The organism is Streptococcus sp. OMI870 (assembly GCF_047460295.1).
GTDB lineage: Bacteria > Bacillota > Bacilli > Lactobacillales > Streptococcaceae > Streptococcus.
The window spans coordinates 58,633-72,093 of sequence record NZ_JASHGM010000008.1 but is presented as its reverse complement, the minus strand read 5'-3'; the positions used below and the strand labels follow the sequence as shown (position 1 = coordinate 72,093).

General features: G+C 40.8%; 11 protein-coding genes. 1 reads left to right on the top strand and 10 read right to left on the bottom strand.

Annotated elements, in window-relative coordinates; genetic code table 11:
• Positions 1 to 166: 166 nt before the first annotated feature.
• The 5 genes from QM968_RS10535 to QM968_RS10515 all read right to left on the bottom strand — a co-directional run bounded on the left by QM968_RS10535 (position 167) and on the right by QM968_RS10515 (position 6,673).
• Positions 167 to 1,093: an ATP-binding cassette domain-containing protein gene (locus tag QM968_RS10535; RefSeq protein WP_414326080.1), complete on the bottom strand. Its 927-nt coding sequence runs from the start codon at positions 1,091 to 1,093 to the stop codon at positions 167 to 169.
• A 10-nt stretch (positions 1,094 to 1,103) separates the two neighbouring features.
• Positions 1,104 to 2,171 carry an ABC transporter ATP-binding protein gene (locus QM968_RS10530; RefSeq protein ID WP_414326082.1) on the bottom strand — a complete coding sequence of 356 codons (1,068 nt, stop codon included), beginning with the start codon at positions 2,169 to 2,171 and terminating at the stop codon, positions 1,104 to 1,106.
• Positions 2,172 to 2,182: 11 nt separating this feature from the next.
• On the bottom strand, positions 2,183 to 3,109 hold the full coding sequence (gene oppC / locus QM968_RS10525) for an oligopeptide ABC transporter permease OppC (protein WP_414326084.1): 927 nt from the start codon (positions 3,107 to 3,109) through the stop codon (positions 2,183 to 2,185).
• Positions 3,109 to 4,608 (bottom strand): ABC transporter permease, encoded by a 1,500-nt coding sequence (locus QM968_RS10520; protein ID WP_414326086.1) that lies wholly within the window; start codon positions 4,606 to 4,608, stop codon positions 3,109 to 3,111. Before QM968_RS10520 ends, oppC begins: the two co-directional genes overlap by 1 nt.
• A 73-nt stretch (positions 4,609 to 4,681) precedes the next feature.
• Positions 4,682 to 6,673 carry a peptide ABC transporter substrate-binding protein gene (locus QM968_RS10515; RefSeq protein WP_414326088.1) on the bottom strand — a complete coding sequence of 664 codons (1,992 nt, stop codon included), beginning with the start codon at positions 6,671 to 6,673 and terminating at the stop codon, positions 4,682 to 4,684.
• Between the two features lie 204 nt (positions 6,674 to 6,877).
• On the opposite strand from QM968_RS10515, the gene QM968_RS10510 reads away from it, so the two are divergent.
• Positions 6,878 to 8,119, top strand: a complete 1,242-nt coding sequence (locus QM968_RS10510) for a serine hydrolase (RefSeq protein ID WP_414326090.1) — start codon at positions 6,878 to 6,880, stop codon at positions 8,117 to 8,119.
• Between the two features lie 59 nt (positions 8,120 to 8,178).
• Here the strand turns inward: QM968_RS10510 and sufB are convergent, their stop codons facing one another.
• The 5 genes from sufB to sufC form a co-directional block, all read right to left on the bottom strand.
• On the bottom strand, positions 8,179 to 9,591 hold the full coding sequence (gene sufB / locus QM968_RS10505; protein WP_414326092.1) for a Fe-S cluster assembly protein SufB: 1,413 nt from the start codon (positions 9,589 to 9,591) through the stop codon (positions 8,179 to 8,181).
• Between the two features lie 32 nt (positions 9,592 to 9,623).
• A complete protein-coding gene (gene sufU, locus QM968_RS10500; RefSeq protein WP_414326094.1) occupies positions 9,624 to 10,058 on the bottom strand; it encodes a Fe-S cluster assembly sulfur transfer protein SufU in 435 nt (144 codons plus the stop codon).
• Positions 10,045 to 11,271 carry a cysteine desulfurase gene (locus QM968_RS10495; protein WP_414326096.1) on the bottom strand — a complete coding sequence of 409 codons (1,227 nt, stop codon included), beginning with the start codon at positions 11,269 to 11,271 and terminating at the stop codon, positions 10,045 to 10,047. The genes sufU and QM968_RS10495 overlap by 14 nt, the downstream gene beginning before the upstream one ends.
• A gap of 9 nt (positions 11,272 to 11,280) precedes the next feature.
• Positions 11,281 to 12,543 (bottom strand): Fe-S cluster assembly protein SufD, encoded by a 1,263-nt coding sequence (sufD, locus tag QM968_RS10490; protein WP_414326098.1) that lies wholly within the window; start codon positions 12,541 to 12,543, stop codon positions 11,281 to 11,283.
• A 65-nt stretch (positions 12,544 to 12,608) separates the two neighbouring features.
• Positions 12,609 to 13,379: a Fe-S cluster assembly ATPase SufC gene (gene sufC / locus QM968_RS10485; RefSeq protein ID WP_414326100.1), complete on the bottom strand. Its 771-nt coding sequence runs from the start codon at positions 13,377 to 13,379 to the stop codon at positions 12,609 to 12,611.
• Positions 13,380 to 13,461: the final 82 nt, after the last annotated feature.

Here is a 13,461-nt window from a genome sequence, read left to right as displayed (position 1 = left end):
CTGCACATTGGTTCGTCTTGTTCAGTTTTCAAAGGTCTTTGTCGCTCTCTCGCGACAACTATATTAGTATATCACGTACACTTTTACTTGTCAATAACTTTTTTTAAAAAATTTTACTTTTTTGAAAGTTTTTTTAAAATAACAAAAAATAGAGAGGATTTCCTCTCTATTTATATTCTTGTCTATATTTTTCTACTTCTGCTTTATTAGCCCAAACATAATGACCTGGTTTAATTTCAACCATTTGTGGTTTATCTTCAGAATAATCATGTTGTTCAGGATCATAAATTTTTAGAACTTTTTTACGTTCTAAAATCGGATCTGGAATTGGAACAGCTGAAAGAAGTGATTGTGTATATGGATGGATTGGATGGTTAAATAGCTCTTCCGTTTCTGCTACTTCTACGATTACTCCTTTATAGATAACTGCAATACGATCAGAAATGAAGCGCACAACTGATAAATCATGGGCGATAAAGAGATAAGTCAAACCTAATTCTCTTTGGAATTTTTTCAATAAGTTTAAGACTTGCGCACGAACTGAAACGTCTAGGGCTGAGATTGGCTCATCCGCAATAACAAATTCTGGTTCCATAACAAGTGCACGGGCAATACCGATCCGTTGACGTTGTCCACCTGAGAATTCGTGAGGGTAACGTGTCAAATGTTCTGCAAGAAGCCCAACTTCATGCATAATATTTTTCACTTTTTCCTGACGTTCTTCTTCACTGTTAAACAAATGGTGATTGATCAAACCTTCAGAGATAATATAATCAACTGTTGCACGTTCATTCAAACTTGCTGCTGGGTCTTGGAAGATCATTTGAATTTTACGAATCAACTCTGATTTTTCACTGTGAGAATTTCTACCATTGATCTTGCGACCGTCATAAATAATTTCTCCAGCGCTTGTATCATTCAAACCAATGATAGCACGTCCAATTGTTGTCTTACCACTTCCAGATTCACCTACTAGAGAGAAGGTTTCTCCCTTATTAATGAAGAAGTTTGCGTTTTTTACAGCAACGAATTTCTTACTTCCTTCACCGAAGGAAATTTCTAAATCTTTAATTTCAACTAATTTTTCAGTCATTTCCTTCCTCCTATTCTGTAATGTTAGTGAAGCCCATTTTTGAGCCAATCTTTTCGTGAAGGTTTTCGATTACTTCTGGTTTATGAACTCTTGGAGCGTCTGGATGGAGCAACCATGTTTTCGCCCAGTGAGTATCTGTTACTTTAAAGGCCGGTGCTGCTTCTTCGAAATCTATCTGCATCGCATAATCAGAACGAAGAGCAAAGGCGTCTCCTTTGATCGGAGCATACAATGAAGGCGGTGTCCCAGGGATAGAGTAAAGATCCCCATCTGAGGTTGATAATTGTGGTAAACTTGAAAGCAAACTCCATGTGTATGGATGTTTTGGATCATAGAAAATTTCTTCTACTTTACCAAACTCAACGATTTCGCCAGCATACATAACGGCTACTTTATCAGCAATACTTGCAACCACACCTAGGTCATGGGTGATAAAGATAACAGTAAATTGGTATTCCTTTTGTAAGGATTTCAACAAATCGATGATTTGTGCTTGAATCGTTACGTCAAGGGCAGTTGTTGGTTCATCACAGATCAAGATATCTGGACGGCAGGCCAAAGCAATCGCAATAACGATCCGCTGACGCATCCCACCCGAATATTGGAAGGGATACTCATCAAAACGACGCTCAGCATCTGGGATTCCAACTTTGGCCATATAGTCCAAAGCCATTTCTTTAGCTTCTTTTGCTGTCTTCCCTTGGTGTTTAATAATGACCTCTGTAATTTGAGAACCAATTGTATTGATGGGATCCAAACTTGTCATCGGATCCTGGAAAATCGTAGCGATTTTAGAACCACGAATATTTTCCCAATCTTTATTGGATTTTAAATCAGTCAATTCTTGACCGCGGTATTTAATCGTACCTTGGGCCACACGACCATTGTCTTCAAGCATACCTGTAAAGGTTTTGGTCAAAACTGATTTCCCTGACCCTGACTCACCAACTAAAGCAAGCACTTCACCTTCAACTAGCTCAAGTGATACGCTGCGAATGGCTGTCAGCACGCGATCGCGCACGTCAAATTCCACTACGATATCTTGAGCAGATAAAATAATATTGTTATTTGATGTCATATCTACTCCTCCTATCTATGTGTACGTGGGTCGCTGGCATCGGCCAAGTTTTGTCCGACGATAAAGAATGACAAGGAGACTAAAATCAAAACAGTTAATGGAATCCAGAATAGGTACGCATTTGTTGTTACGTTTTGAGAATAGTCAGAGATTAAACGTCCCAAACTTGGAACTGTAATTGGAAGACCAAGACCAAAGAAGGAAAGGAAGGCTTCATATGAAATAAAGCTTGGGAGCAACTGTGATGTTTGAGTTACGATAACTGATACCAATTGCGGCAAAATGTTTTTCGTAACAATTTTCAAAGTTGGTGTCCCCAAAGTTCGGCTGGCCAGGTTGTATTCCAAGTCACGGTAACGCATAATTTGAACACGAATGGTATAGGCAATCCCAATCCATCCTGTTAAGGACATGGCAAGAATCAAGTTCCAGAAACCAGATCCCATTGAGTAAGTCAAGACGATAACGATCAGCATGAACGGAATATTTGAAATAACATTATACACTTCCATCATGACCCGGTCGATAGATTTTGAAATTCCCCAAATTCCACCAACAATGACTCCGACAACTACGTTAATAACAGTTGCGATGAAGGAAATAATAATAGAGTTCCGAGCACCAAACCAAACCCCATCAAAAAGGGATTTACCATTGTTATCTGTACCAAAGAGGGCCTTCCCACTTGGTGGGTTCAAACGGGCAGTAAAGTCATTTACCTTACTGACATCGTTGTAATCAAAATTTGAAAACATGGGATAGACAAAACTCATCAATAGAATCCCAATCAAAATCGCAAGCATAATGAGGGTTGTTCTTTTCTTCAAGAATTGTCTGAACACTGATCTCCAGTAAGAGTATGCTGGGGCATCGATTACTTCAGAGGCAAAGTCATCACGTTTTACAAACTGAAATTTATTTTTATCGATTGTAGCCATTATTTGCCTCCTTTCGTATTCGTTAATTTAATCCGTGGGTCAAGTACTGTCATCAAGATATCACCCAACATGGCAGCAAAGATACCAAGTGAAGTGAAGATGAAGACAAGTCCGATAACCATGGTGTTGTTTGATGCTTTAATAGAGTCAATCAACATTTTACCCATACCAGGAAAGGCGAAGACTGTTTCCGTAAGGGTAGCACCTGAGATGACACCAATAATAGCCGCCGGAATCCCAGATACCAATGGAACCATCGCATTCTTGAAGATATGTTTTCTCGAGATTTCTCGTTCTGACAAACCTTTTGAGCGAGCAAAACGCACAAAATCTTGAGAATGGATATCGATCATGTAACGACGAATCCAAACAGCGATAAATGGCGCACTTAATAAACCTAGAATCAGAGATGGCAATACATATGAACGCCAATCCTGTGCTCCAAGCACTGGGAATGAATCAGGAAGCGAGAAGAACGATCCAATCAAACGAACGATATAAACCAAAGCGATTGTTGGTAGAGACATCATAAATGTCAAGGTAGCTGTTGAGATACTATCAAACCATGAGTTTTTGAACAGCGCCATATAAGAGCCTAATGGGATCGCAATCAAATAGGCAATTGCAATACCAATCAAACCAATGATAGCAGAACTTGCAATCATAGAAGGATTTTCATAGTTGCTCAAGGTTGCCGTATAGGCATCTCCTTTACCAAATCGACTAATATCTTGTGAGTCTGCCTTGCTTGGAGATTTGTAGGTACGTGAGTAGATATCAATGGAAGATGTCTTTTTACCTGTAGGGAAGTTCACTTCACTCTTCTTAGTTGTTCCTTGTCCTTGCGTAATCACTTGAAGAACTGGGGTATTAGAGTAAGTTGGATATGAATTTCCAAGGTTTAATGTCACAAAGTTTTGATGGACAAATGGGAATTGTCCATTAAAGTACAAGAGATATTTGTGTTTTGTACCAGAACCTACTACAGACCAACCAATTGATGGATCATTTTCAATTCGAATGTAGCGTTTGAGGTTTGGGTTTGAAGCATCTTTCACCCAACCCGGATGATCAAACTGAATCAAATTCGCATAGAAGCTAACGACACGTTCAAAAACCGGGATTTCCCGTACTGCATAGAAGGAATTACTTTCTGGGAATCGTTTCAACTGCCAACCGTGACCTAATTTGTTGATGTATTTCTTATAGATTTTTTCATTGGCAGTTGTTGGATCAACTGTTACAGATGAATCTTCTTCACTTGCTTTTTGTTGCAAGCTTTTTGAATCCATGTATTCCAAATAACCCATGCGATCATAGACCGTGTTTTCGTAGTTGATCTTTGAATCTTTCGTCTTCGCTACTTTATTGTAGTTGGGATCATTTTTAAAAATGAGATTTCTCGGTGTTAGCGTATAGATAATCGTGTAAGTTAATGTCGTGACTAGAAAAATAGACACTAACGAACGTAAAATACGCATAAAAACATATTTTTTCATATTTCATTCCTTTAATGTTCAAAAGAACTTTCTCCCCTAGAAGAGAAAGTTCTGATGAAAAGCAATAATTTAATTATTTAACGTGTTTTTCAAGGTCTTGTTGAGCTTTTTTGTTTGACTCAGCTTTTTCTTTTTGCCATTTCTTAAGAGCTTCATCGTATTGTTTCTTAGTTACTGGCTCATCTTGAACTTCTACGTATTTGAAGTAGGTTGAACCTTTGTTCCCTGTTTGTGAGGAAGGTTCAGAGAATGGAACCACCTTAGAAACAACTGTTGCAGCACCTGTACTTGACATCGTTGGAATAACAATTGCACTATCTGTCAACCAAGCTTGAGCAACTGCGTATTTTTCGTAACGTTTCACAACATCTTGTGTTTCATTACTTGCGTCATCAAGAAGTTTAGCGAATTCATCTAAACCAACTGCTTTCGCTGCTGGATTTTCTACACCACCTGCAAAACCAAGGTAAACTTTTGTTTGGTCTTCAGAAGCCGGTTGAAGAGTATCAAGGTAAGTTGATGGATCATCATAGTCTGGGTTCCATCCCACCAATCCTTGAAGATCCCAGTCTGCATCTGCAGCTGATGGCACATTCAAAGTGATATTCTGAACTTCATCCATGTCAAGCATTTGAAGATCCAGAACGACATTGTCTTTCCCAAGAGTCTCTTCCACTGTTTGTTTCAGAGATTGCATACGAGCAACAAAACCTGTTGAGCTTTGAGCTACTGGCACGTCAATATGAATTGGGAATTGAACGCCATCTTTTTGAAGTTCTGCTTTCGCTTTTTCAAGTTGTGCTTTGGCTTTATCCTTGTTGTAAAGACCATCTTGACCATCAGCAAGGTTCACACCTTTCCATTGATCTCCATAAGTGGTCAATTTATCTGCTACGACATCTCCAAAATCTTTTCCATCTACTTGGACAAAGGCTGGTGCTGTGTAGGTATTACGGATAGCTGGTTTTGCAAACTGTTTGCTATTTAATTGTGCTGAGTAGCTTTCACGGTTCAAGGCAAAAGTAATGGCTTGACGGAAATCTTTGTTCAAAATCGCTTTCTTAGTAGCTGTTTTTTCAGCATCTGATTTTTTAGCTGTGTGGTTATAAGATTGGCGATCCAAATTAAATCCGAGCACGGCTACACCTGATCCTGCTGGTGTAGTAAAGATATCATCTTTATATTTTTTCTCTATTGTTGCAAAGTTAGAACTTGCAGGGAAAAGGCGAGCTTTTGTATAAGCACCATCAGAGAATCCACGAGCCAATGAATCTTGGTCTGATCCATCGTAATAAGTAAGTTTCACTTCTTTCAGGTGAACGTTTTTCTTATCCCAGTAGTTGTCATTTTTTTCAAATACAACAGATGATTTTGACGTAATGGATTTCAAAAGAAATGGTCCATTTGAAAGGATGGATTTCACGTCGTTTGGTTGACCAAAATCTTCTCCCTTGCTCTTCAAGAATTCTGTGCTAATTGGGAACAAGATTCCGTTAGTCGTTTTAGAATTCCAGAAAGTTTCCGGTTTGTTCAATGTGTACTCAAGTGTGTAATCATCAACCGCTTTGACACCTACTTGGCTGAAGTCTGTGATTTTCCCTTGGACATAATCATCCAATCCTTTGACAGAGCCTTGAACAAGTGGAAGAGATTCTGATTTCTTATCAGCAGCGTGTTTCAAACCAGTCACGAAGTCTTGAGCAGTTACTTCACCGTGTTCTTCACCATCCGCATCATACCATTTGACCCCTTTACGAATCTTGTAAGTATAGGTCAAACCATCTTTTGATACAGACCAGTCTTCCGCAAGTGAAGGGACAAGGTTACCGTATTTGTCGTTTTCTAACAAACCGTCTACCACATTTGTAGTGATGTCATGGGTTGCAGCCTTGGAAGAAATTGTATAGTCCAAAGTTGTTGGATCTGAAGTGTATACATAGCCATAGTTCTTGTCTTCGTTTGAACCAGAGCTTGATTTACTTGTGTTTGATCCTGAACATGCAGCCAACAATCCTGCTGCAAGGAGAGTTACTCCGGCAACTGCGAATACTTTACCTTTTTTCATAGGAATTCTCCAATAGTTTTTTAGATTTGTTTAAGATTATATCACAAATAGAAAAAAAAGTAAACTAAATTTTCTGAATATTCGCCTCGTCACAGCTTGAAAAGCTTGATAGAATTGACTTTGTGACTTGAATGTTGATTTTACGATTTTCCATTCTGATTTTCTATGATACAATAGAGAAGACTAAGTAATGAGGAAATAACTGTGAAAAAATTCTTTCTTTCTTTTTTAACCTGCATCCTGCTTTTATGCAGTTTCCCAACCCAAATGATTCTTGCAGACGAGCTGGATCTTCCTGCTAAAAGTGCCATTGCTGTCGAAGCAGATACTGGTAAAATTTTGTACGAAAAAGACTCAGAGAAAAAGCGCGATGTGGGCGGTTTATCTACCCTTCTGACCACTTATCTGATCTTTGAAGCGATTCATGATAAGAAGCTTTCGTTAAAAGAGTCCGTCAATTTATCTGAAGAGGCCTTGGCCTTAAATGATATCGAAGGTGCCGGCACTATTCCCATGGAGTCGAATCAATATACTGTCGATCAGCTACTGACGGCTTTGCTAGTTGGAAACTCTAGTACTGCTGCCCTAGCCTTAGCTGAGAAGGTCGGTGGCTCCGAAAAAGACTTCGTTGAAAAGATGAAGCAAAAATTGTCTACTTGGGGCATTCGATCTCCCCACTTGATCAACGCGACAGGTTTAAATACACAAACAATCAGCGGTGATCCTGAGGGGAAAGAGGATGAAAATCAATTGAGCGCTTATGATATTGCTGTCATTGCTAAGCACTTGCTCCAAGATTTCCCTGAAGTGACGCAATATACATCTAAACCAACTGCTCTGTTTTCACAAACACAGATTGAAAATCCCAACCTGATGCTAGAGGGGATGCCGAATTACCGTACTGGAGTCGATGGTCTTCGGGTCAGCAACTCTAGCAAGGGCGGGATTACCTTTGCCGCATCCACCACGCAAAATGGAATCCACATGATTACAGTTGTCCTAGGAGTTGAAGCTGTTGATGGTGATCCTTATGCACGCTTTGTGACCACTTCTTCTCTGATGAACTATGTGGTACGAACTTTCTACTCTTCAATAGTTGTGAAGGAAGGCGATCCCTATGGAAACAGTAAGGTTTCCATTATGGATGGAAAATCCGAATCCGTTTCAGCTGTTGCCAAAAAAGACTTTTATGTCGTTGAAAAGCAAGGTAATCAAACAGAAGCCAAGATTCGTTTCAAAAGCAATCAGAACCAATTCAAGGCCCCTGTGAAGTCTGGTACTGATGTAGGACTTCTCCAATACTCCGACCCAGAAAAAATTGGTCGTGGTTATCTAGAAGACCAGGAACCAACAGTCGAAATGGTGGCTGAAAAAAATATTGAGAAGAGCTTTTTCCTGAAGGTTTGGTGGAATGAATTCGTCCGCTATGTCAATGAAAAATTATAAACAAAAAATCACAATGGATTTTACTCCATTGTGATTTTTTATAACTCTATTAAACTAAGTTAGCCTACTGATCCTTCCATTTCGTAGCTAATCAAGCGGTTAAGCTCAACAGCATACTCCATTGGAAGCTCTTTAGTGAAGGGCTCCACAAATCCCATGACAATCATTTCTGTCGCTTCTGTTTCAGTCAGACCACGACTCATCAAGTAATACAATTGTTCCTCTGAGATTTTTGAAACCTTCGCTTCGTGTTCCAAGGCGACTTGAGAATTATGGATCTCATTAAAAGGAATCGTATCCGATGCTGAGATATCATCCATAATGATGGTATCACACTCAATGTGAGAGACGGATTTCTTGGAATTCTTATTAAAGGTCACTTGTCCACGATAGTCTACTTTACCACCACCTTTAGCGATCGATTTAGAAACGATAGACGAGCTTGTATGAGGAGCATTGTGAATCATTTTTGCCCCTGTATCCTGGTGTTGCCCAGCATTGGCAAAGGCAATGGACAACATCGTCCCACGTGCACCTTCCCCATCCAGATAAACAGATGGGTATTTCATGGTTGTCTTGGCACCTAGGTTTCCATCGATCCACTCAACTGTCGCATCTTTTTGAGCTTTGGCCCGCTTGGTTACCAAGTTGTAAACATTGTCTGACCAGTTTTGGATGGTCGTGTAACGCATGTATGCACCATCCAAGGCAAAGATCTCGACAATGGCTGCATGGAGGCTATTGCTTGAATAGGTCGGAGCCGTACATCCTTCTACGTAGTGTACACTTGCGCCTTCATCCACAATAATCAAGGTTCGTTCAAACTGACCTGTGTTTTCATTGTTGATACGGAAGTAAGTTTGAAGCGGTACATCTACTTTTACGCCTTTTGGTACATAAATGAAGGTTCCCCCAGACCAGACTGCTGAGTTGAGGGCAGCCAATTTGTTATCCGTTGGTGGTACTAACTTCGCAAAATACTGTTTGAAAAGGTCAGGATATTCTTTTAGGGCAGAATCCGTATCGGTAAAGATAATCCCCAACTTTTCAAACTCTTCTTTCATATTGTGGTAAACCACTTCCGATTCATACTGAGCTGAAGCTCCTGCTAGGTAAGCACGTTCCGCTTCAGGAATCCCAATTCTCTCAAAGGTCTCCTTGATTTTCTCTGGAACTTCATCCCAAGAACGGGCAGGTTTATCTGAAGGCTTTTGATAATAGATCAAATCATCAAAGTCAATCTCTGATAGGTCCGCACCCCAGGTTTGCATAGGCATCTTTTTGAAGGTTTCAAAAGATTTCAAGCGGAATTCAAGCATCCATTCTGGTTCATTTTTTGCTGCAGATAATTCACGAATAACGGCTTCGTTCAAGCCTTTTCCTGTAGAGAGAATTGGTTGAACGTCATCGTGAAATCCAAATTTATATTCACCGAGATCAATTGGTTTCGGTTCGACTCTTTCTTCAGCCATAATTTCCTTTCTTTCTCTGTTTCTTCTTTTAATTAATTGTTACGTTCGATCGCTTTTTTAAGGGCATTCCAGGAGAGGGTCGCACATTTAATCCGTTGCGGGAATTTTGAAACTCCTGATAAGAAGGCTGCGTCTCCCAATTCCTCTTGCCGAGGATCCGATTGACCTTGGACCATTTCTGAAAAGACCTCTGCCAATTCTTCTACTTCCGCTTTCGTTTTTCCCATTACAGCATCTGTCATCATACTAGCTGAAGCTGTTGAGATGGTGCAACCTGAATTCACAAAGGCAATATCTTGGACCCTGTCATTTTCATCAAATTTCACACTCAACTGGATCACGTCTCCACAAGTTGGATTATTCAGTTGGATTTGGTCTCCATCTTCAATCCGCCCTTGATGGTGGGGGTGCTTTGAGTGGTCGGCTACGACCGCCATGTAAAGTGAATCTAATTTAGAAAGTGCCATTGAAAAACTCCTTTGCTTTGATCAATGCCTCAATCAATTTATCACAGTCCGCCTTGGTGTTGTAGATATAGAAACTTGCTCTTGTGGTTGCAGGGACCTGCAGGTATTGAAGGAGAGGTTGGGCACAGTGGTGTCCTGCACGAACAGCAATTCCTTCATAATCTAAGGCTGTCGCCAAATCATGCGGATGGAGATCGCCTAAATTAAAGGAAATCACACCGGAACGTTGAGCCAAGTCTTGGGAACCATAAATAGCCAGACCTTCGATAGCCTGTAATTTTGGAAACACATAGGCAATTAACTCTTGCTCATGCGCTTCTACCTGGTCCATCCCCAACTCTTCTAAGTAGTCGATCGCCGCTCCAAGTCCAATCGCCCCAGCCATATTGGGCGTTCCAGCTTCAAATTTCCAAGGCAATTCCTTCCAGGAAGCAGATTGTTCATAGACAAAGTCAATCATTTCGCCTCCAAATTCCACCGGAGACATTTGATGTAAGAGCTCTTCTTTCCCGTAGAGGACACCAATCCCTGTCGGTGCAGCCATCTTATGACCAGAAAAAGCAAAGAAATCCGCATCTAAATCCTGCACATCAATAGCCATATGAGGAGTTGATTGAGCTCCGTCAACAACCATGATAGCTCCAACTTCATGAGACAATCGGGCAATTTCCTTGATCGGATTGACCACGCCTAGAACGTTAGAAGCATGGGTGATAGAGACAAATTTCGTCTTCTCACTGAGTTTACTTTTTAGGTCCTGCATGTCCAATAGGCCATCTTTTAGATAGACATAGACCAGTTTTGCTCCTGTCTTTTTACAGGCTTGCTGCCAAGGAATGATGTTGGAGTGGTGTTCCATAATGGAAATCAGAACTTCGTCTCCTTCCTTTAAGACTTCTTCCGCGTAGCGAGCCACCCAGTTCAGTCCCGTTGTCGTTCCTCTTGTAAAGAGGACTTCCTTGGTTGATGGGGCGTTGATGAACTTCCTGACTTTTTCGCGCGCTGCCTCATAGGCTGCGGTAGCTCGCTCAGCCAAGGTATGAACGCCACGATGGACATTAGCGTTATCTTGCAAATAATAGTGGTTGACTGCTTCAAGAACACGTTTAGGTTTTTGTGTTGTTGCTGCATTGTCTAGATAAACCAAGGGTTCATCATGGACGAATTGATCGAGAATTGGGAAATCTTGAGCAATCGTATTTCTATCTAGCATCGTTTCTCCTTAGCGTTGAGATAACTTTTCTTCAATAGTGGCAATCATTTCATCGCGTACTTCTTTGACTGGAATTTCAACAATGACAGAACCCAAGAAACCGCGTACTACCAAACGTTCGGCTGTGTGTTTGTCAAGACCACGACTCATGAGATAATACATATCTTCTGGGTCTACTTGGCCGATAGATGCAGCATGGCCTGCTGTCACGTCATTTTCTTCAATCAAAAGAATCGGATTGGCATCTGAACGCGCTTGGTCAGAAAGCATCAAGACACGACTTTCTTGCTGGGCATCTGCTCCTTTGGCACCCTTGATAATGTGACCAATTCCATTGAAGGTCAGAGTTCCTTTTTCAAGAATGACACCGTGTTGCAAGATATTTCCAATCGAGTTGCAACCAAAGTTGGTCACGCGCGTATCAATTCCTTGCACCTGACGTCCACTTGATAAGGCAACCACCTTCAGATCGGCATGACTTCCATTTCCAACCAAGTCACTGTCAAAGTCTGCCACCACATTGCCCTCATTCATGACACCGATGGCCCAATCAATGCTAGCATTCTGACCTAGTTTCCCACGACGACTGATATAGGCTGTAACGTTTTCTCCAAGGCGGTCAATGGCCGCAAATTTCACTTGGGCACCTGAGCGGGCAATTACCTCAACCGTCACATTAGCAGTTGCTTTTTCTGAGCCACTACCTTTTGATTCCAAGCGCTCCAAATAGCTGAACTTGCTATTTTTGCCGGCAATAATCAAAATGTGTTTGTTAAAAGGTACATCACTATCACTATCTTGGTAGAAAATGCCTTCGATTGCTTCTTCAATCTCAACATTATCTGGGATATAAAGGACAGCCCCACTGTTAAAGTAAGCCGTATGATAGGCTGCTAGCTTGTCATCATCGTATTTAACAGAAGACATAAAATAGTCTTCCACGAGCTGCGGAATTTCTTCTAAGGCAGAATGGAAATCTGTGAAGAGGACGCCCTGGTCCGCTAGGGCCTGTGGGACTTGCTCAAAAACGGTCTGGGTTCCAAATTGAACCAATTTTAAATTCGAATCAAGGGCCGTGAAATCAGGTACATCTGCAGAAGCCTCACTTTCCGTGATTGTTCCATCCCCAAGATTCCAACGGTGGAATTTGACCCGTTCAATGGCTGGTAATTCCAACTGATCGATCTTGTCAAAAGCTTTTTTTCGTAAATCTTGCAACCAGCTTGGCTCAGCATGCATTTCCGAAAAGAGGGTAATATTTTCAATACTCATTTTTTTCTCCTAATAAAGATACTATCTGTTTGATTTTCTGACAAATAAGGTTACTTGTCCTCAAGTTATAGTTCTTCTTTATAGTCGTAACCGAGTTCTTCCGCAAGTTGGGCGTATCCTTCTCGTTCCAAACGAGCAGCCAATTCTGGTCCACCTGAAAGCACAACCCGACCATCCATCATCACATGGACTACGTCAGGAGTAATGTAGTTCAACAAACGTTGGTAGTGGGTGATGATCATAGCTCCGAAGCCTTCACCACGCATAGCATTGACACCTTTAGATACGACTTTAAGAGCATCGATATCCAAACCGGAGTCGATTTCGTCCAAAAGCGCAAAAGTTGGTTCCAACATCAATAATTGAAGAATTTCATTTCGTTTTTTCTCACCACCTGAGAAGCCTTCATTCAAATAACGTTCTGCCATTTCTTCTTTCATGTTGAGTAATTCCATCTTTTCATCTAATTTTTTAATGAAATCACGAACCGAAATCTTTTCATCATCTTCTTTACCAGCATTCATGGAAGCACGTAGAAATTCTGCATTGGTAATTCCTGGGATTTCTGAAGGGTATTGCATTGCAAGGAACAAGCCCATTCGCGCACGTTCGTCTACTTCCAATTCCAAGATGTTGATACCGTCAAACAGAACCTCACCTTTGGTCACTTCATAATTTGGATTTCCCATAATGGCTGCTGACAGAGTTGATTTACCTGTACCATTTGGTCCCATAATCGCTGCGATTTCACCAGTTTTTAGGGTAAGATTTACACCTTTTAAAATTTCTTTGCCTTCAATTTCAACGTGAAGGTCTTTAATTTCTAATGTCGACATTGCATTCCCTTTCTTTTACCTTGCCCCATCAAAGACCTCAAAATCAAGGCACCTTGATCACAAAGTATTTTTTTTACCTTTC